The 18,716-nt window shown below is 60.7% G+C and carries 16 protein-coding genes and 2 pseudogenes; 10 read left to right on the plus strand and 8 right to left on the minus strand.

Annotated features, from left to right (window positions below; translation table 11 throughout):
- Positions 1-54: 54 nt before the first annotated feature.
- Entirely contained in the window at positions 55-285 is a 231-nt protein-coding gene (locus tag ACTJKL_RS22435; protein ID WP_018098113.1) for a helix-turn-helix domain-containing protein, read from the plus strand.
- A gap of 552 nt (positions 286-837) precedes the next feature.
- Here the strand turns inward: ACTJKL_RS22435 and ACTJKL_RS22440 are convergent.
- Positions 838-1,917 (minus strand): ABC transporter ATP-binding protein, encoded by a 1,080-nt coding sequence (locus ACTJKL_RS22440; protein ID WP_440853838.1) that lies wholly within the window; start codon positions 1,915-1,917, stop codon positions 838-840.
- A gap of 100 nt (positions 1,918-2,017) precedes the next feature.
- Here ACTJKL_RS22440 and ACTJKL_RS22445 point away from each other — a divergent pair, with 100 nt between their 5' ends.
- The 7 genes from ACTJKL_RS22445 to ACTJKL_RS22475 all read left to right on the plus strand — a co-directional run bounded on the left by ACTJKL_RS22445 (position 2,018) and on the right by ACTJKL_RS22475 (position 8,656).
- Complete coding sequence (locus tag ACTJKL_RS22445; RefSeq protein WP_440853839.1) at positions 2,018-2,701, plus strand: GntR family transcriptional regulator; 684 nt, start codon at positions 2,018-2,020, stop codon at positions 2,699-2,701.
- Positions 2,698-3,678, plus strand: a complete 981-nt coding sequence (locus ACTJKL_RS22450) for an alpha/beta hydrolase (protein ID WP_440853840.1) — start codon at positions 2,698-2,700, stop codon at positions 3,676-3,678. Before ACTJKL_RS22445 ends, ACTJKL_RS22450 begins: the two co-directional genes overlap by 4 nt.
- A gap of 24 nt (positions 3,679-3,702) precedes the next feature.
- Positions 3,703-4,905 carry an extracellular solute-binding protein gene (locus ACTJKL_RS22455; RefSeq protein ID WP_440853841.1) on the plus strand — a complete coding sequence of 401 codons (1,203 nt, stop codon included), beginning with the start codon at positions 3,703-3,705 and terminating at the stop codon, positions 4,903-4,905.
- 101 nt (positions 4,906-5,006) lie between these two features.
- On the plus strand, positions 5,007-5,930 hold the full coding sequence (locus ACTJKL_RS22460; protein ID WP_018098108.1) for a carbohydrate ABC transporter permease: 924 nt from the start codon (positions 5,007-5,009) through the stop codon (positions 5,928-5,930).
- Complete coding sequence (locus ACTJKL_RS22465) at positions 5,927-6,760, plus strand: carbohydrate ABC transporter permease (RefSeq protein WP_440853842.1); 834 nt, start codon at positions 5,927-5,929, stop codon at positions 6,758-6,760. The genes ACTJKL_RS22460 and ACTJKL_RS22465 overlap by 4 nt, the downstream gene beginning before the upstream one ends.
- Before the next feature lie 22 nt (positions 6,761-6,782).
- Entirely contained in the window at positions 6,783-7,664 is an 882-nt protein-coding gene (locus ACTJKL_RS22470; RefSeq protein WP_411923431.1) for a sugar phosphate isomerase/epimerase family protein, read from the plus strand.
- On the plus strand, positions 7,661-8,656 hold the full coding sequence (locus ACTJKL_RS22475) for a Gfo/Idh/MocA family protein (RefSeq protein WP_440853843.1): 996 nt from the start codon (positions 7,661-7,663) through the stop codon (positions 8,654-8,656). The genes ACTJKL_RS22470 and ACTJKL_RS22475 overlap by 4 nt, the downstream gene beginning before the upstream one ends.
- A 135-nt stretch (positions 8,657-8,791) precedes the next feature.
- Here ACTJKL_RS22475 and ACTJKL_RS22480 read toward each other — a convergent pair whose 3' ends face one another.
- Positions 8,792-9,394 (minus strand): hypothetical protein, encoded by a 603-nt coding sequence (locus ACTJKL_RS22480; protein WP_127712749.1) that lies wholly within the window; start codon positions 9,392-9,394, stop codon positions 8,792-8,794.
- Between the two features lie 105 nt (positions 9,395-9,499).
- Here ACTJKL_RS22480 and ACTJKL_RS22485 point away from each other — a divergent pair, with 105 nt between their 5' ends.
- Positions 9,500-10,471, plus strand: a complete 972-nt coding sequence (locus tag ACTJKL_RS22485) for a GlxA family transcriptional regulator (protein WP_440853844.1) — start codon at positions 9,500-9,502, stop codon at positions 10,469-10,471.
- Between the two features lie 93 nt (positions 10,472-10,564).
- Here ACTJKL_RS22485 and ACTJKL_RS22490 read toward each other — a convergent pair.
- Positions 10,565-10,780 (minus strand): annotated as a pseudogene (locus ACTJKL_RS22490) (GNAT family N-acetyltransferase); the annotation flags it as partial.
- Between the two features lie 100 nt (positions 10,781-10,880).
- Here ACTJKL_RS22490 and ACTJKL_RS22495 point away from each other — a divergent pair.
- A complete protein-coding gene (locus tag ACTJKL_RS22495; RefSeq protein ID WP_440853845.1) occupies positions 10,881-12,080 on the plus strand; it encodes an IS256 family transposase in 1,200 nt (399 codons plus the stop codon).
- A gap of 66 nt (positions 12,081-12,146) precedes the next feature.
- On the opposite strand, the pseudogene ACTJKL_RS22500 reads toward ACTJKL_RS22495, so the two are convergent.
- The 5 genes and pseudogenes from ACTJKL_RS22500 to ACTJKL_RS22520 form a co-directional block, all read right to left on the minus strand.
- Positions 12,147-12,461: pseudogene (locus ACTJKL_RS22500) on the minus strand (GNAT family N-acetyltransferase); the annotation flags it as partial.
- A gap of 59 nt (positions 12,462-12,520) precedes the next feature.
- Entirely contained in the window at positions 12,521-13,930 is a 1,410-nt protein-coding gene (locus ACTJKL_RS22505; protein ID WP_440853846.1) for a hypothetical protein, read from the minus strand.
- Positions 13,927-14,997 (minus strand): class I SAM-dependent methyltransferase, encoded by a 1,071-nt coding sequence (locus tag ACTJKL_RS22510; RefSeq protein ID WP_411933471.1) that lies wholly within the window; start codon positions 14,995-14,997, stop codon positions 13,927-13,929. Before ACTJKL_RS22510 ends, ACTJKL_RS22505 begins: the two co-directional genes overlap by 4 nt.
- Before the next feature lie 208 nt (positions 14,998-15,205).
- Positions 15,206-15,937 (minus strand): helix-turn-helix transcriptional regulator, encoded by a 732-nt coding sequence (locus ACTJKL_RS22515; protein WP_440853847.1) that lies wholly within the window; start codon positions 15,935-15,937, stop codon positions 15,206-15,208.
- A gap of 604 nt (positions 15,938-16,541) precedes the next feature.
- Positions 16,542-18,713: a xanthine dehydrogenase family protein molybdopterin-binding subunit gene (locus tag ACTJKL_RS22520; protein ID WP_411933469.1), complete on the minus strand. Its 2,172-nt coding sequence runs from the start codon at positions 18,711-18,713 to the stop codon at positions 16,542-16,544.
- Positions 18,714-18,716: the final 3 nt, after the last annotated feature.

Here is an 18,716-nt window from a genome sequence, read left to right on the forward strand (position 1 = left end):
CCCTATATAGGACAACCACAACATGCGCAACCAAAATCACCATGGCATGGTGATATGAAAGGGATCCAGTGCAAATTGGCTCGGGTTGCTTTGGGCTGGGGAGTGCTTGAACTCGCAAAGGCAGCCAATGTCTCGACACAGACAATTACACGTCTCGAGCGGGGCGATCAGCTCCGACCTTCGACGCTGGAACGCGTCCAGCGTGTACTGGAACAGGCGGGGATTGAATTCATCCCCGAAAACGGCGGTGGCGCCGGTATTCGTTTCAAACAACCGACTCAATAAGCCCGCATCTTACTTACAACCTGCGCTGCGACCGTAACGATTGAACGCGGCGCAAGTTGTGCCCAGCGGAGATGATATCCCGGGAGATGGTGTAGCTGACGGGGTGGCCATCAGTGTTTTTCGGGTAGGGCCGGGTTGTTGACGCCCAACCTGATGAAAAGACCGCCGATGAGGACTAGATGATCAACCTGCGCTCGCTTGTTGAGAAGAGTGCGGACGCGGATTTGCGGCGCGAGACATGACGAACGCAGGCCGAAACAGACTCCCGCTGTGGGTGGTGAGCGGAAGTCTGTCGAGAGGGGGTTAAGAGGCCGCTATGCGCCGTCATCTCAGGCGTTCCATGAGCGAGGGTTCAAGCCTGGAAGGCCTTGATACGGCGAGGCGTCCTCCGGCCTTTAAGCTTGACAGAGCCTACGCACGACGCTTCGGGCAAGGTGCAGTGCCTTCTAAAGTGTTGCCAGAGCCAAGGCGGCGCAGTCGGACACTTCTCGCGCAGACCCCGCGAGCTCTCCTAGCTCCCGATACAATTCTGGCTCGCCCTTACAGCGCTCGTCAATTCAATCGCCGACCGGAAGAGCCATCGAACACATGAAGAGCGTCTGGGTTTGGCCGCACGTGGATCAGATCGCCGACGCTGATGGTACTCTCGCGGGGAAACTCTACCGTCAGCATACGCGCGTCGCTGGTTTCCAGGTAGCCATAAGTCTGGCTGCCCAATCGCTCAGCCACAGCAAGTTTTCCGCCGAACCATGCTTCTTCTGGAGCGCAGACGACAAGATCCTCGGGGCGGATTCCAACGGTTGCGGTCGCGGCTCGCGGTTCATGTGCGGCCTCGTTCCCAAGCTTGATTGTGCGGCCCTTCAGCCGAACTGCGACCTCATCGCCATGGGTGACGACTTCCGCGGAGATAGTGTTCATCGTCGGGCTGCCAATGAAGCGGGCCACAAAAAGGCTGGCTGGACGGCGGTACAGCTCCAGCGGCGGACCCACCTGCTCGACGCGCCCGGCATTCAGCACCACAATGCGGTCCGCAAGCGTCATCGCCTCGACCTGGTCGTGCGTGACGTAGACTGTGGTCGCCTTCATGCGGTTATGGAGCTTTGCGATCTCCAGCCGCATTTCTACCCGCAGCGATGCATCAAGGTTCGACAGAGGTTCATCAAAAAGGAAAGCGGAAGGCTCCCTCACGATGGCGCGGCCCATGGCGACGCGCTGGCGCTGACCTCCCGATAGCTGGGCAGGCCGACGGTCGAGAAATGGTTGGATCTGAAGGATCTCGGCCGCCTGCGCCACGCGCTGCCTGATCATCGCTTCGTCAGCCCTGCGCATCTTGAGTCCGAATGCCATGTTCTCGCGCACGCTCATATGCGGGTAAAGGGCATAATCCTGGAACACCATCGCGATGTCTCGCTGGGATGGCGGAAGCGCGTTCACCAGCTTTCCTCCAACATCGAGTCTGCCTCCGGAAATCTCCTCAAGCCCGGCAATCATGCGCAGTAGAGTAGATTTGCCGCAGCCGGAAGGACCTACGAGAACGAGGAACTCACCACTTGCTATGTCGATATCAATGTCATGAATGACCTGTAGCGAGCCATAGGATTTCCGGATCTGCGCCAAGCTGATTGCCGTCACGGTTTGGTCCTCCAAAAGGTCAGCTTTCACCCTTGACCTTCATTATCGATATCAATATCAATAATCGCAGGCAAGATGGTTGGCAACTCCGCGGACGCACATGAAGTACTTTTCGGCCAAGTCACATTCGCGAGACGCAAAACCGGCGAAGTCGGCGGCCGCATTCAACGCGCTCAAGCGGGACATCATGCTCGGAGTGCTTCCTGCTGGCGCGTCACTGACGGAACTTGATCTTGCCGCCCATTTCTCCTGCAGCCAGGGAACCGTGCGCGAGGCGCTGCTGCAATTGCAGGAGGAGGGGCTTGTGCGTCGGCAGGGCCATCGGGGCACGCAGGTTTCTGAATGTACTGAAGCCGAAGCGGTGGAGATGTTCCGCGTGCGCCAGCAGATCGAGTGCAGCGGCATTCTGCGTGCGCTGCAGATGCCGAGCCGTACGCTTGTTGCCGATCTAAAGGCTTTGTTCGCTGAGATGCTGCAGGCGGCGACCGTTGGCGACGAGCTTGAGCTCGCCTCTCTCGACCGCGATTTCCATCGTCGCATCTTTCAAGATGCTCAACTCCCCGCGCTGGACCCGATCTTGCACCGCTGCCTGGTGCACAATCACCGCTTCAAGATTTCACGCAGCACCAGTCCCCGCGATCTTGTCGCAACAGCGCAGCGTCACGGCTCGATCATTGAAGCGGTGGAGAGTGGGTGCGTGGAAAGGGCGAGTGAAGCACTTCGGCACCACATCGCGACCATCGTGGACCTCGGTCCCGACGTTTTCCCGGATGCGAGCCAATGAACGCGGCTCCCCACATGTCCCGGCTTTCCCCCGAAATGGCGGCGCTCCTTGACCGCGTCGCGCGAGAAACGGGCCCGCAACCGGATCCGACGACGCTGCCTCCTGCGCAGGGGAGGGCGCTGACTGCGCAGGGCAATCGCCGCTGGAACCGCGATCTCCCCGAGATGGCTGCTGTGGGCGACGCCTGGGTCGACGCGGATGAAAGCCTTGGCTCTGCGCGCGTGCGGCTGAAGGTTCTCGTGCCGCCAGATCATCGGCCGGGTGCGGTCATCTTCGTGCATGGCGGCGGTTTCGCGTTTTGCAGCCCCGAGACCCATGAGCGCTGTGCGCGGGTCCTTGCGCTGGAGTGCAGCCTGCCAGTGCTGCTGCCGGACTATCGGCTGTCGCCCGAATATCCTTATCCCGCGGGCCTGATGGACGTTGTCGCAGCGTTCCGCTCCGCCTTTGCCGTCACCGGCGCCTTCCGCGTCGGTCACGGCCCTCTCATCCTTGCGGGCGACTCGGCGGGTGCCAACCTGGCGCTGGCCGCCACGCTTCACGAGCAAGCCGCAGCGAAAACCGCTGCGGCCGGCGCACTGCTTTTCTATGGAACCTATGCTGGCAGTTTTCGTACGCAATCCTACCGCGATTTCGAGAATGGACCGGGTCTGACGACCGCAAAGATGCAACGCTATTGGCACTGGTATGTCGGCCACCGAGATATGTCAGCCGACCCCTTGGCCTGTCCGCTCGTCGCTTCGGACGAAACACTGAAGGCCCTGCCGCCACTTCACCTGATGGCCGCAGGTGTAGATCCGCTGCTTTCCGACAGCATCCTGCTGCACGCTCGCCTCAAGAGCCTCGGGCGCAGCGATACTCTGACGGTCGTGCCGGGTGTTACGCACGGCTTTCTGCAGAATACCTGCGATCTGGCTGCCGCGCGGGAGGCGCTGGTGGCCGCGGGGGTGGCGGCAAAACGAATGGCTGCCCGCAACTGACTTGGGTTTTCAGAGGAGGAGACAATGAAAAACTGGAAGAAACTGGCAATCGGCGCTGCGTTCGCAACGTCGCTTCTCGCAGGCACTGCATCGGCGGAAACTGTCCGCTTCTGGTATCACTTCGACAATCCCGAAAATCCGATGGATGATCTCGTCGCCAAGTTCGAGGCCGCCAATCCGGGCATCGAGGTCGAGGCGGAAAACGTTCCTTGGAACAGCTATTACGATAATCTCTACACCGCGCTTGTCGGGGGCAATGCCCCGGATGCTGCCATGGTGAAGCTGTTTGCGCAGCCGCGTCTCATCGAAATGGGAGCGCTGGAGCCGATCGGCGAGCGCATCGATGCCTGGCCCGGCAAGGCGGACCTGCTCGACAACCTGCTGGAACTCAACAAGGGTCCGGACGGCCAGCAGTATTATCTACCGATCCAGTACGTCGTGCTTTATCTCTATTATCGCGCCGACCTCTTCGAGCAAGCGGGCCTAAAGCCGCCTGCGACCTGCGAGGAGTTGCGCGACGCGGCAATAAAGCTCACCAAGGCGCCTGAGACCTACGGCTTCGGCCTGCGCGGCGGAAAGGGTGGATGGGACCAGTGGGGCGCCTTCGTGCTCTCGCAGGGCGCCAAGCTCGAGTCCGGCGGCCTGACGACGCCGGAGGCGATTGCCGCCAATCAGTGGCTGATCGATCTCTTCCAGAAGGACAAGGTCATTCCGCCATCGGCACCGAACGATGGCTTCCAGGAAATCACCGGTGCCTTCAAGAATGGGACGACGGCGATGACGATCCATCACATCGGCTCTTCCAACGACATGGTTAAGGCGCTCGGCGACAAGGTCTCCGCCGTGCCGGTGCCGGAATGCGGCGGTGGACGCTGGACGTCCTACGGCGATGAGTCCTTGGCGATCTTCACTTCGTCGGAGGTGAAGGATGCGGCGTGGAAGTGGATATCCTTCCTGGCCGAGGGCGACAACAACGTGGCCTTCAACAAGGCGACCGGCCAGATGACTGTGACGAAGAGTGGCGCAGAAAATTGGACGCTGCATGAGCGTCGTTTCGTGGACGCGACAGTTCAGTCACTGCCGTTCGCCCATGTGCTGCCGCAGAACACGGCGACGTCGGAGTTCGTCAATACGGCCTGGCAGACGGCGATGCAGCAAGCGCTGACCGGCCAGATCACCTCCGAGCAGATGATGCAGCAGCTCGAGGCGCTATTCGCGCAGCAGTAGCCCCCCGGAGCGAGCAGTCTGCGCACGCTCCACCCTTGCCATCCGCCCGCCCGAACCTCAGGGCGGATGGCTTCCGAATGCCAACTGCCGGGAACGACCGCATGACCGCGACAACCGCTCCATCTCCGACGACGCCTGCCATTCCGACGCCCTGGAGCGTGCGGCTGATGCCATACATGCTGCTGGCGCCGGCCGTGGTCGTCACGCTGTTCATCGTCTTCTTTCCCATGGCCCAGGCGGTCTTCACCAGTCTCTACGATCTTGTCCTGTGGAAGCCGAACGCCAGCCGTTTCGTCGGGTTCGGGAATTATGTGAAGCTCTTCGCCGATCCCGTCTTCTGGACTGCGCTCGGCAATACCGCCATCTGGATCGGTCTGACAGTGCCGCTTCAGATGGGGCTCGGCCTGTTGACTGCGCTGTTGCTCAACCGGGAATTCCCCTGGCGGGGACTTGCGCGCGCCCTCATCATCATTCCGTGGGCCCTGCCGAGCGTGGTGATCGCGTTGATGTGGCGCTGGATCTACGATCCCAATACGGGCGTCTTAAACGATATCCTCATCTATCTCTCCGTCGTGCAGTCCGCCGTGCCGTGGCTTGCCGATCCGAATCTAGCGCTTTATGCGATCATAGCGACGCTCACCTGGCAGGGCTTTCCCTTCTTCGCCGTCATGATCCTTGCCGGCCTCCAGGGAATTCCACGGAGCCACTATGAGGCCGCGTCCATCGACGGCGCCTCCCCATGGCGCCAGTTCGTGCACATCACGCTGCCTGGCATCGCCCCGGTGCTGGCGACGGCGGGACTGCTTCGCGTCATTTGGGTCGCCAATTCCATGGACGTCATCTTCGTCATGACCGGCGGCGGCCCGGGCTATGCAACCCATACCCTGCCGCTCTACGCCTTCGTCCGCGCCCGCCAGAACCTAGATTTCGGCTACGGCACGACGATCGCCGTGACTTTCACGATCCTGCTCGGCGCGATCGTCGCCGTCTATCTTGCCCGTACCATGCGGGAGGTTGAGCGATGAACAGACCCTCCACGTTCCGCCGTATCCTCACCACCGACCTGCCGGTACTCTTGATGGTGCTCTTCGCCATGGGGCCCTTCGTCTGGATGGTGCTGACTTCGCTGACGCCGACGGAGGCGCTGAACGCCACCGGCGTTTCCGTCTCCCCCGCCGGCTGGAGCCTAGACAACTATGTGCGCCTGCTCCAGCAGACCTCCTTCCTCGACAACATGCTCGACAGCCTGATCATAGCCTGCGGCACAGTGGTGCTCGGCCTTGCCGTCGCGGTGACGGCGGCCTACGCCTTTTCGCGCTTCCGCTTTGCGGGCCGTAAGCTTCTGATGTTGCAGTTCCTGCTCATCAACATGTTCCCGATCGTGCTCCTGATCCTGCCGCTCTTCGTGCTGATGCGGAAGGCTGGCATTCTCGACACCCATTTCGGCCTGATTCTCGCCAATGCAACGGTCGCCATTCCCTTCGCGGTCTGGATGCTAACGAGCTATGTCGGCGCGATCCCGAAAAGCCTTGACGAGGCGGCGATGATCGACGGCTGCTCGCGGCTGACGGCATTGCTCCGGGTCGTGCTGCCACTCACGATACCAGGCATTATTTCCACTGGCATCTACATCTTCATCACGGCCTGGAATGAATATCTCTACGCGCTAACGCTCGGCGGCAGGAACGTCCGGCCGGTCACGGTGGCGATCCAGACGCTGATCGGAGAATACCAGATCGAATGGGGCCTGCTTGCGGCGGGCGCCGTCGTCGGCGCGATGCCGGCCACCATCCTTTTCCTTCTCGTGCAGCGCCGCCTGATCGGCGGGCTGACCCAAGGCGCGGTGAAGGGCTGAACCGAGTGAAAGAGGACAGACAATGAATCCCGTCGGGTTGATCTCCATGCAATATGCGCGGCCGTTTACGTCGGAGCATTTCCCGCTGTTTTCCGAGATGAAAAGGCTCGGCTACGATTTCGTCGAGCTTCTTGTGCCTGAACCGGGCGAGCTCGACCTGGAGGAGGCGCGCCATGCCCTCGAGGCTGCCGAGCTCCAGGTCGTTCTCGCCGCCCGCGTCAACCTGCAGCGCAATCTTTCGTCGGATGATCCGGGCGCGCATCGCGCCGGCGTCGACTACCTCAAATATGCGGCCGATTGCGCCGCAGCTCTCGGCGCCACGATCGTTGGCGGCCCGCTCACGGGCAACCCGCTCGTCTTTGCCGGTCGGCCGCCGCAGCCGGTGAGCGAGGAGGAGCGCTTTTCCCGCAAGACTCGCTGCGTCGCGGGCCTGAAGGAAGCGGGCGATCATGCTGCCAGATTGAACGTCGTACTGGCGGTCGAGCCGCTCAACCGGTTCGAAAGCGACGTGCTCTGCACCACGCAGCAGGCGATTGAACTGCTCGACGCTGTCGATCATCCAGCCATCCAGCTCATGCTCGACACGTTCCACATGCACATGGAGGAAGCCTCCATTGCCGAGGCGATCCGACTCGGCGGAAAGCGCGTCGTGCATTTTCAGGCCAACGAGAACCACCGCGGCTTTCCCGGTACCGGGGCGACGGATTGGGTCGAGGTATTCCGCGCGCTCCATGATATCGGTTATGGCGGCCCGATCTCGCTCGAGCCCTTCCGTCGCAACGACGATCGCTTCGGTGTTCCCTTTGCGCAGTGGCGTGCTCCGCACGAGGACGAGAGCGAACGTCTCGCCGCGAGTGCCGCATTCATCAAGTCCCACATCCTGCTTACGGAATATCGTCGATGACACTCAAGATCGGTTGGATTGGCTGCGGCGTCCACGCCACTCAGATGCTGCTTCCGCAACTCGTTCGCCATGATGTGCAGATCGGCGCGCTCTGCGATATCGACGGCAATCGTCTGACCTCCGCCGGGCGGCAGTTCGGCGTCTCAAAACTGACGAGTGATGCGGAGGAGCTCATACGCCGCTCCGACATCGACGCCGTCGGCATGGCGGTCGGGCCGGACCAGCATCTCCTGTTCGGCAAGATGGCGCTGGAGCGGGGCCTTCCCGTCTTCATGGAAAAGCCGCCGTCCGGTAGCGCCGCCGGGGCACGCGAACTGCTCGCGGCCTCGAAAAAGTCGGGCAAGCCGCTGCTTCTCGGCTTCATGAAGCGTTATTCAGCCGGCAACAAGATCGCGGCAAACATCCTGCGCTCTGGTCATTTCGGCGAAATCTACGGCCTTACCGGCTACTACATGACCGCGCCCGGCTATTTCGCAGGCAATGTCGACTATACCGGCTTCTTCCTGCATCACTGTGTGCATTACATGGACCTCGTCTCCTTCCTCGTCTCGCCGGTCACCAAGCTGACGGCGCGCAAGGTCGAGAAGGGCAGGGGCAAGGTGCTCTTCCATGTGAACTTCGATTTCGAATGCGGCGCCATCGGCACGATCGCCATGGGCACCGCGCAATCGCGCGGCGCGCCCGTCGAACGCATCGAAATTATGGGCGATCACCAGCGCATCGAGGTCGACAACGTCATCGAGGTACGCTGGAACCGCAACCCGCCCTTTAAGGTCGACGATCCCGCTGCCACGCTTGACGATGCCGTCGACACGTTAATCTGGAAACCCAACTTCACTGCGGCCTCCAACGAGGACCCAAAGGGTTACCATTCGCTGCTCGCCGACGTTATCCCGGCGTTAGCGGGACATAAAACTTCGGCCCCGACGATCGCAGACGGCGTGGTTGCCATGGAGCGTCTCGAAGCATTGCGCCGCGAGTTGGCGTTGTAGTTTTTTGGGTCAAGGCCAGGACAAGGTTGCGTCACAGCGGACACTGCGCCGGTTTGTCGAAGGGCGTCGCAACGCGAGCGCATCGAGATCAACCTCACCGCCGTAACCTACGGCGGGGTGCCCGTCTCAGTCTTCTCAGCCTCTCAGTGTTGCTAAGACTATGACGATCGCGAGAGCAGTGTCCAGCACGAAGCAGAACTCGGCCATCGACCGTACGACGACTTTGTTTTTGACGTGGTGATAGACGTCCCAGCCGGCATGCGCGACCAGTCCCGCCGCTACCAGGAGCGCTCCCACAAAGGGGCTGATGAAGAGGGCCACGGTGGCTAAACCGCCGAAGGCGCTCATTGCGATGGCTTGCAGCGGCAGTTCGCGGTTAGGACGTCTCAGAGCCCGGATCACGCCATAGACCGCAAAGAGGGCGGCGAGGATAAGCATCGCCCATGTCGCATCGAACGGTATGAGGCCGAACCTTGCGACGGTGATCACTGCCACCGATAGCAGGAATACCGGCCAGGAAACCCACGGAATCTCCAAGGCAGCGGCTGCCAGGTACACGAGGCCCGAGGCGACGACGATCGCAGCCAATTCCGTGCCGTGCTCCGAACCATTGAGCAGATCGATCGAAACGAAAGCCGCGAATGCCAGGCCGATAGCCGTGGGCCACCATTGTATCGACTCCCAGCCCGACGTGGGGGATTCGGGCGCTGACTTTGATGGTTCCGATGCTTCAGTCATGATTACTCCTCCCTGCGGTGGCGCGGTCCTTGGCCGACCACTAGTGTGAACACTAGCAGGCACATAGAGTTGGCAGGAATGACAAAAGGATGGTAAATCCTGCCAGTGCTGCATCATATCGTCATTGCCGTCTATCAAGACTTCGAATTGCTGGATGCGACCGGCCCGGCTTCCGTTTTCGCATCCGCCAACCACGCACTCGCAGAGGATGGAGAGCCTGGACGCTATGCCGTGCATTTGGCTTCGCCGACCGGCGGTGCGGTGCCGAGTAGCAGCGGGGTCGTCGTCGAAACCAAAGCACTGGCGAAGGTGCCACGAGAGGTTGACACAATCCTGGTGGCCGGGGCCGAAGCCGGCGCGGTCACGGCAGCAACCCGGACGCCGGAATTAGGGCGGTGGTTGTCGCGGAGTGCCTCGTCCGTCAGACGACTCGGGTCGGTTTGCGCCGGCTCCTTTGTGCTCGCAGCGGCGGGACTGGTGGATGGTAAGCGTGTTGCCACACACTGGAGCGCCTGCGAAGCGCTCGCGCGACTCTACCCCTCCCTTACGGTCGACGCCGATGCACTCTATGTCGTCGACGGCAACGTCTGGACATCGGCGGGAGTGACCACCGGTATTGACATGGCCCTCGCCATGGTCAGCGAGGATCTCGGCAGCGCGCTTGCCAGTCGGGTCGCCAAGCGCCTAGTCCTCTACGCACGCCGTCCCGGCTATCAGTCTCAGTTCAGCCCGCTGCTGCTTGCCCAGGCGAAAGCCGATGCTCCTCTCGCAGATCTCCTGGTGTGGGCACGAGCCAATCTCGATACCGCGCTGGATGTGCCAAGCCTTGCGGCCAGGGTTGGCCTCTCGGAGCGGACGTTTTACAGACGGTTTGTCGCCGCGATCGGCGAGACGCCGGCACAGTATATCGAGACCGTGCGGCTGGACGCGGCGCGTATCTTGCTCTCCCAAGAACTTCCGTTGAAGGAAATCGCAAGGAGGGTGGGGCTTGCGCCGACCGCACGCTTCACGCAGGTCTTCCAAAGACGCTTCGGGGTGACGCCGCGACTCTTCCGTGAGACCCATACGAACAGGTAGCCATGTTAGACGCAAGCTCAGCTGAACTCATACTAAAACAAATGTCCGTCAATTGGCCTAATGAGGCGAGTGAAGTGAAACGAACGGAAATGGTTATCTCTTCAAGCGCAGGACCATGATCAACTCGTCATTCTCCGCATCGTGACCCAGGAAGCCGTTCGGAATGCGGCCAACCTCTAGGAATCCGTGACGCTGATAGAAGCGTATCGCTGCCGAATTCTCGGCATTTACGGCAAGCTCCAGCTGCAGTGCTCCGCGGTCTCGTGCATGCTCCGTAACCTCATGCAAAAGGGTTGCCGCAAGCCCGGTGATGATGTCCCAGGGCGTGGTGTAGGAGGGGATCGGCGGTCACCAGTGTTTTTCCGGTAGGGTCGGGTTGTTGAAGACCAACCTGATGGAAAGATCACCGATGACCGACGATATGATGAACCTGCGCTCGCTTGTTGAGAAGAGCGCCGACGCCGATTTGCTGCGCGAGATGATCGGCTTTGCCGCCGAGAAGCTGATGGAGCTGGAGGTCGGCGCGAAGACCGGCGCGGGCTATGGGGAGAAGAACGCCTTTCGGCTCGCCCAGCGCAACGGCTATCGAGATCGTGATTGGGAGACGCGTGCCGGAACTGTCGAGCTGCGCATCCCCAAGCTTCGGTCAGGCAGTTACTTCCCGAGCTTCCTCGAACCGCGGCGCATGGCCGAGAAGGCTTTGACCGCCGTCATACAGGAAGCCTACATCCAGGGCGTCTCGACCCGCTCGGTCGACGACCTGGTCAAGGCGATGGGGATGAGCGGCATTTCCAAGAGCCAGGTCTCCCGGCTCTGCGAAGAGATCGACGGCAAGGTAAAGGCTTTCCTCGACAGGCCCATTGAGGGCGAGTGGCCCTACCTCTGGATCGACGCCACCTACCTGAAGGTCCGACGTGGCGGGCGCATCGTCTCTGTCGCCGTGATCATCGCCGTCGGCGTCAACACCAACGGCCGGCGCGAGGTTCTGGGCATGGAGATCGGGACATCTGAAGCCGAGCCGATCTGGACGGCGTTCCTCCGAAAGCTGACAAGACGCGGCCTCGGCGGCGTCAAGCTCGTGGTCTCCGATGCACATGAAGGGATCAAGGCAGCCGTTTCCAAGGTTCTATCGGCGACCTGGCAGAGATGCCGGGTCCACTTCATGCGCAATGCCCTGGCGCATGCCGGCAAGAGCGGCCGGCGCGTCGTCTCGGCCTTCATCGCCACCGCCTTCGCCCAGGACACACCGCAGGCCGCCAGCCAGCAATGGCGCAACGTCGCCGACCAGATCAGGCCAAAGGTGCCGAAGCTTGCAACCCTCATGGACAGCGCCGAGCAGGACGTGCTCGCCTACATGACTTTTCCCAAGGCCCACTGGACCAAGTTGCACTCGACCAACCCCATCGAGCGATTGAACGGCGAGATCAAGCGGCGCACCGAGGTCGTCGGCATCTTCCCCAACGACGATGCCATAGTGCGCCTCGTCGGTGCGTTGCTGCTCGAGCAGAATGACGAGTGGGCCGTTCAGCGATCCAGATACCTGTCCCTTGAGACAATCGCTACAATGAGCGATGATCCGCTCATCAGCCTGCCTGCTGCGGCAAACTGATCCGTTCCCGGCCCAAGCCGGAAAGTACGGTGACAACCGAAGCTACACCACTCCTTGGGACACGATCAGCCCGGTCCCTCGTTCGCCTTTCCGCACATACACGCTGACAAGCCTCGCGCGATGCGCCATTTTCCTTGCAGGCTCAAATCTTAGCCCCATCATGCCGACGGGCTCACCATTCAAGAATGCGGCGAAAACTGGCTGGTCGAGATGTCGGCGCCATTCGCGGTCGGAGAGATGGACCCAATCGCCATATACACTCGCAAACGAAAGCGGTTCATGTGAAAGCGCCTCCAGGCGTATGCGGCGAAACACGTCTACGTCCCGGACTGACAGGCGTCTGATTACCGCCTCTTCTTCAATCGACACATCGACCTCCAACAAAAGTTCCAGGTCAGGCCGGACGAAATCCCAGCATCGAAGCCGCTCAGAATCCTCGATCACGAGCCCGACCACTGCCACTCCTCGGACCCCAAGGTGATAGCTCCGCTGGCGATGTGCCCTGAAAGGTCCGTCCAAATCGGATCCCTGATGAAACTTGCGAGGTCACCGCTCGATTGCACCAAAGGCATCGCCGCGTATGTTTCAAGAGGCGTCTCGACTCCTCTGAAGAGCTTGATCTCCCGGAAGGGATTGCCGTTGAGAGGCTTCAAGACACGATGGCCCCAAAGCCCAGGTTGGTCGTCTTCACGCATTTCGGTCAGGAAATCGAAATCACCCGATCGCTCAAGCCCGATGGCGGCGAGATAGCGCATAAGCGGGTAGTAGATCGTCTGGCGACATCCCCCAAGCGCTCTCACGCCGGGCAAAATGGAAGTCACCAGGAACACAGTATAGAGGCTCGGCACGATCGCTCGCTGCCGAAGCGCCGCTGCGATGCTGTCCGGCCGGAACTTCACTTCGAAGTCCGACGGACACGTGGCCCTGAGGGCGTTGTCCTGGAGGCGAAGCGGAACAATCCTCCCTTTTTCCATGCGCCAGAAGAGATCGGTCGTCCTGCGGACCCAACCCTGCCACGGTCCAATGTTCAGGCGATCCATGGCATCCAGGATGCTCTCGGCGACCTTTCCGTCTCCGATGAAATGAGCCGACATCCAGGATCCAGCGTCTTCGAGATAGTCGGCGATCAGGTCTGCGATGTCGAAATCATCGAGCTGAAGCAGCTTGATGGGGGAGGGGAGATTGCCGCGCCAGAGGGTTTGATTGGCCGCCCTGATTGCGTCGGCCGCAGAACCAAATTCCTCCGACGGCAGTTCGCCGAGGAGGCCGGCGGCAGTGGCGTTTGGTGCCGGATCGCCTTTGGCATTCGAGAGCGCGAATCGATAGGGACCATTCGACCCGCAGATGCTGTATGAATCCATTCGGCTCCGGGGTAAGCCGAAGACGTTGAGGGGCTCGTCTTGAAGCCAGAGCCAGCCCGGACCCTTCTTTGCCTTTTCCGAGAAACTGACCGTCGAGGCATGATAGGTAATGTACCATTCGCGGCCATGGGCCTGCAGGCCTAGCAGGCTGAACAGATGCGTGTAGAACGCATCCGGCTCGATCAGCAGCAGGCAATGCGGACCGGTCTGCAGTATCGGTGACCCCATCAACTGAAGGCTGGCGCTTCGAGCTTCCTCAGGGTCGTAACCGGATCTGAGAGCTGCCCGCTCGACGCAACGGCATAGCAGCTCCATTGCATGGCGACGCGCGCAACACTCGGAATGGAATTTCTCGACGTCATGGGCAACCGACGCGTAGTGTCGAAGGGGACTTCCCCAATAGGCGGTAAGATGCGGCATCAAGGCAGACAAAGTGCGGCGCACGTCGGCTGCGCTGCAATGCTCGCCGGCCTTTCCGATTGTCGTCATTTCATGACGCCGAGCTTCGGGGCGAGCAGCACCATGGTATTCGCGCTACGCCACGTCAGATCAGGAGCCAAGGCCTCTGCCTCGGTATCGACGATCGCCGCTGGCAAACGTTCGTAGCAATAGTTCGGTGGAATTGCCGGCTTCACCATCAGCGAAACCAGTTCCAACATGGAAGCGCGGGAGTTGGATGACACGATGGTGTAGAAATTCCCGCTGTTCCAGGTCAGCACTGAGTATCGGAAAAACGCCCGCAGAGCGGCTACCGTGGTCGCCAGATCGACTTGAAGATCCGTCATCGTGTTGAGGACTTCATCTTTTTTCTTGGAGATGTGACCTGTGGAGAAGAATCGGGACTTGAAAAGCTCGTCCTTCTGCCGCTCGCGTTCCTCATAGATATCGCGGTCTTCATGCGCGAGCTTCTGCACCTGCAGGAGGAGACCGCCAGGCCGTATGCGAGGCACGACGAACTCCAGCTGCTTTAGCCGATCGCGGTCGTACATCTGAAACGTCGTGTCTTCCAACAGCACGTCGAAGCCGCCCCGAAATGGGAGAAGATCCTTGTCGGTCGCGTATCGATCGTCGTCCAACTCAAAGAATGGGCCGTGGAAGAAGTGCGCGTGCTCGCTTCCCCGGTTCGAGAAGAACGACGCTCGATTGGCTGCGGTTGGACTGCAGCAGAGCGCCTCGATGCGACCATCGCCAAGCGTGGCGAGCGTGCGCGCGAGGCAACCGGTGCCCGTGCCCAGCGTGTATATTGTCGTTGGGGAGGCGTTGCGCGCCCAGGTCCTTAAGGCGAAGGAAAGTAGTGCAGCACCCAGACGGCACTCCTCTTCAAGCCTATAGGGAATACTGGCAAAGTAATGGCTGTCAAAATGGCCCCAAAGACGCCGATGCGTATCCGCGAAAATTGCGCTCTCGAGATCAAAGTCGAGCAGGCTCATGTCGATTTTCGGTTCGGCAAGATCCGGTGCTCCACCCTTTCCCCTGGCGGTTCTTTCGAAGAACTCTGCCAACGCGGTAAGTCGGGGAGCATTCCGCCAGTGTTCAATAGTTGTTCGATCCACCATCGCTACCTCCCGATATAGCCGTCGGGTGGCGTGCTTCGTCTCAGCCATCGTCGAGATGTTTTATTTGCCGCCCGCATCTGCCATGCATGAACTTCTGATCTCATCTGTGGACCCAGAGGAGCGGGTAGCCAATCTACCTAATTGGGGAGGTTGACCGTTCCGGGAATGTCGAAAGAGAGGGACGGGCCGCGAATGCGATCGGGCGCGGTCAGATTTTGATCAACTCGAGGAAGCTTGCCTTGGCAACGGCGTGATAACTTGTAAAAGCACCGAGTTTTTGCCTTGCCGATCGCAGGTACAACTTCACCGCGTTTTCAGAGATGCCTAGATCCGCCGCTATTTGTTTGGAAATCCGACCTGTTGCAAGAAGCTGAAGGCACTGGCTTTCGCGCCTGGAGAGATTCCGGTAGCGGCCAATCTCTCGAAGACCGCTTGCAGACAGCATCGTCTCATGAAGATAGTGGGAAAGGATCTGCAGCTCGTGAATGCTCGAAGCGCGTAGCCGCGACCAATCGCGCTTGGGCAGGTTCGAGGTCACGGAAAAGAGAGACCGTTCGCCTTTCGAGCCTCGGATGGGGATCGTCAAGCCATAGGGGCCGATATCGTGGGAACGCGCTTCCTTAAACAATCGGTAAACCTGTGCTGACCGCCGATCGAGAGAGGACCAGTCCACCGGGAGGAACCCCCAACGGACGACGTCAATCACCGGGTCTATGTCGAAATAGCCCTTGTCGATGTATATCTCAGTCCACGTATCTGGATATGTCGTGCAGTAGTCGGGGTACCAACCCGACCTGCCTCCGTTGCAAACCACAAGCAATGTCATGTGCGACAGGCCGTGTCGCACGCAAAGTTTGCGCAATGCGGGGTGAAGGTCCTCGCGATGCTTCGCGGCGTGGAGCGTCCTCAGGGACAGTGAGAGTCTGCGGTCGTCGACCATCGGTGGAAATTTCAGTTTGTTGCCATTCGCTCTGTGTTTCGACCCTGACTGTTCAGATCGGAGAACCGGATCTTAATGGCAGCGCTCGGGCAACGAAATTGTAGGAAGATGCAAGTGCCCAAAATCGTCGCTAGTCCGCAATCTGATTGGGTTCACGTTGGATGAGGTGGAAGGACTTTGGGTAAAAAAGGGGGAGTTGGTGTTCTTACCTTCGGCCTCGGTCTCAGAGCTACCAAGAACTCAGGAGGGGCCCGGCGGGTAGCTATTGAGCTCATCCAGTCCTTTCGCATCGTCATGGTCGGGGTGTTCAACCGCTCTCGAACCTCCAAGTAACGCTCGGCCACTTGGGCGAGCTGACAATCCTCTATCTCGAGCGGCAGATCATTGGCGAGGTGCGCCCATGGCGCCGCCGCCCAAGTCAGCTTGCGGGGTTGACCCGCCATGGGCTGCGGCACCGTCACCCGCGGTCGCGTCGGAGCCTCGTTTTCGCCCCTGAGGCTTGCGCCGAGAGGACAGATCATCCGGACGCCCCCAACCGGCGGTCTCATACAGCGTCGTTGAAGGGCGCCTCGGCAGCGCGCGATGCGGCCCTCGCCAACACCCATCAAACGCCGAGGCTGTTGTTCTTCAAAGGCAATTGTCGGATGCGCTTGCCAGTGGCCGCAAAGACCGCATTCAGAACCGCGGGTCCCGCCACCGCGATCGTCGGCTCGCCGACGCCGCCCCAGAAATTCCCCGATGGCATGAGAATGGTTTCCACAGCCGGCATCTGGTCCATACGCATGACTTCGTAGGTATCGAAATTCTCCTGTTCGACGCGACCGCCATTGATCGTGCACTCGCCGAACAGACATGCGGAAAGACCGTAGACGAACGAGCCCTCGACCTGGCGCTCGGCCTGGGCGGGATTGACGACGTGGCCAGGGTCCGTCGCGGCAACGATCCTGTGGATCTTGAGTTGGCCATCTCTGACCGAGACTTCCGCCGCGGCTGCCACGTAGCTGCCGAAGCCCATGATCTGGGCAAGGCCGCGATGGATACCGTTTCCGGCCGGCTTTTCCCAACCGATCCGTTCGGCGACTGCGTCGAGAACGGCAAGGTGGTTAGGATGGTTGACCAGCAGTTTTCGCCGAAATTCGAGCGGGTCGATGCCGGCCTCGTGGGCGAGCTCGTCCATGAAGCACTCGACGTAGAGAGCGTTCTGATTGAGATTGACCCCGCGCCAGAACCCCGGTGGAACTGGGGGATTGCGCATCGCATGATCGATCAGCAGATTGGGGATGGTATAGCCGAAGGCGCCTTCGGCACCGCCGTCGTTCAGACCCTGGAACACGGCCGGATCGCGCCCGGTCTCGCGCACCTCGGCGCGCAGCGACCAGAGAATCGACTGCCCGCTGATCCGCATGTGAAAGGCGGACACGTTGCCCTGCTTGTCGATTGCTGCTCGCAAGCGGCATTGCGTCACCGGATGGTACGCGCCGTGCAGCATGTCCTCTTCGCGCGACCAGATAAGCTTCACCGGTGTACCCGGGAGTTCCTTGGCGAGCTTTACGGCCTGGCGGACGTATTCCTGATAGTTGCCGCGCCTGCCGAAGCCGCCACCGAGGTGGAGCTTATAGACCTCGCATTGCTCCATCGGCAGGCCGGATGCTTCGGCCGCGGCGGCAAGGCTCATCTCTCCATTCTGGGTCGGCACCCAAACTTCGCATTTATCCGTCGTATATCGCGCCGTCGCGTTCATGGGCTCCATGGTGGCATGGGCTTGGTATGGAAAAGAATAGGTAGCCGTGACGACCTTGGCGCTCTCGGCAAGTGCTGCCCGAACGTCCCCAATCGCCGTGCCAACGACTGCGTCTTCTGCGTCCAGACCTTCTCGCAGCATCGCGGCAATCGTTTCGCTGGTGACGTTGGTGTTCGGGCCTTCATCCCAAACAATCGGCAGCGCATTAAGGGCGGAATGCGCCTGCCACCACGTGTCGGCAACAACGGCAACGGCCGTTTCATCGACCTGAACGACCTTCCGAACGCCCGGCATGCCCGAGACGGCTGCGGCATCGAAGCTTGCCACCTTCCCTCCGAAGACCGGGCAGGCTTTGATCGAGGCGTTCAGCATGCCCGGCAGTTGCAGGTCGACACCATAAACCTGCTTGCCCGTCAGCTTGTCGCGCGTATCGAGCCGCGGCAACGGCTTGCCGGCAATCTTCCAGTCCTTCGGATCCTTCAGCCGCACATTGGCCGGCGGTTGCATGTGCGCTGCGAGCGAAGCAACGGCGCCGTAGGTGACGGTCCGGCCGGAGGGATTGTGGGTAATGACGCTGTTCGCCGCCGAGCATTCCTGCACCGGGACCTTCCAGAGCGTCGCGGCCGCAGCGACGAGCATTTCGCGCGCGGTGGCTCCGCCCTGGCGCACATATTCGTGCGATTCCCGAATTCCTCGGCTGCCGCCGGTCGAGAAATTGCCCCAGATGCGATTTCGCCTCAGGCTTTCACCGGGTGTCGGATATTCTGTGGTGACTTTCGACCAGTCGCATTCGAGCTCTTCGGCGACGAGCTGCGCCAGACCGGTGAGGGTCCCCTGACCCATTTCGGAGCGGGCAATCCGGACGACGACGGTGTCGTCCGGATGAATGAGGACCCAGGCATTCACCTCAGGCAGGATGGCGTTTCTCTCCTGGGCCTGTGCAGGAAAAGGCAGGTGAAAGCCCAGCGAGAAGCCGCCGGCCGCAGCGGCGGTGCCGATCAGAAAGCGGCGGCGCGACAAGATTGCAACTGTCATGGT

Origin of the sequence: Sinorhizobium sp. 22678, assembly GCF_052044265.1 — a bacterium.
Taxonomy (GTDB): Bacteria; Pseudomonadota; Alphaproteobacteria; order Rhizobiales; family Rhizobiaceae; genus Sinorhizobium; species Sinorhizobium meliloti_A.

Excerpts from the sequence above, each read along its gene's own strand:
- ACTJKL_RS22515 (WP_440853847.1), bottom strand. The coding sequence starts at position 15,937 with ATGGTCGACGACCGCAGACTCTCACTGTCCCTGAGGACGCTCCACGCC.
- ACTJKL_RS22495 (WP_440853845.1), top strand. The coding sequence starts at position 10,881 with ATGACCGACGATATGATGAACCTGCGCTCGCTTGTTGAGAAGAGCGCC.
- ACTJKL_RS22505 (WP_440853846.1), bottom strand. The coding sequence starts at position 13,930 with ATGACGACAATCGGAAAGGCCGGCGAGCATTGCAGCGCAGCCGACGTG.
- ACTJKL_RS22465 (WP_440853842.1), top strand. The coding sequence starts at position 5,927 with ATGAACAGACCCTCCACGTTCCGCCGTATCCTCACCACCGACCTGCCG.
- ACTJKL_RS22520 (WP_411933469.1), bottom strand. The coding sequence starts at position 18,713 with ATGACAGTTGCAATCTTGTCGCGCCGCCGCTTTCTGATCGGCACCGCC.
- ACTJKL_RS22455 (WP_440853841.1), top strand. The coding sequence starts at position 3,703 with ATGAAAAACTGGAAGAAACTGGCAATCGGCGCTGCGTTCGCAACGTCG.
- ACTJKL_RS22445 (WP_440853839.1), top strand. The coding sequence starts at position 2,018 with ATGAAGTACTTTTCGGCCAAGTCACATTCGCGAGACGCAAAACCGGCG.
- ACTJKL_RS22475 (WP_440853843.1), top strand. The coding sequence starts at position 7,661 with ATGACACTCAAGATCGGTTGGATTGGCTGCGGCGTCCACGCCACTCAG.
- ACTJKL_RS22460 (WP_018098108.1), top strand. The coding sequence starts at position 5,007 with ATGACCGCGACAACCGCTCCATCTCCGACGACGCCTGCCATTCCGACG.
- ACTJKL_RS22510 (WP_411933471.1), bottom strand. The coding sequence starts at position 14,997 with ATGGTGGATCGAACAACTATTGAACACTGGCGGAATGCTCCCCGACTT.
- ACTJKL_RS22435 (WP_018098113.1), top strand. The coding sequence starts at position 55 with ATGAAAGGGATCCAGTGCAAATTGGCTCGGGTTGCTTTGGGCTGGGGA.
- ACTJKL_RS22480 (WP_127712749.1), bottom strand. The coding sequence starts at position 9,394 with ATGACTGAAGCATCGGAACCATCAAAGTCAGCGCCCGAATCCCCCACG.
- ACTJKL_RS22470 (WP_411923431.1), top strand. The coding sequence starts at position 6,783 with ATGAATCCCGTCGGGTTGATCTCCATGCAATATGCGCGGCCGTTTACG.
- ACTJKL_RS22450 (WP_440853840.1), top strand. The coding sequence starts at position 2,698 with ATGAACGCGGCTCCCCACATGTCCCGGCTTTCCCCCGAAATGGCGGCG.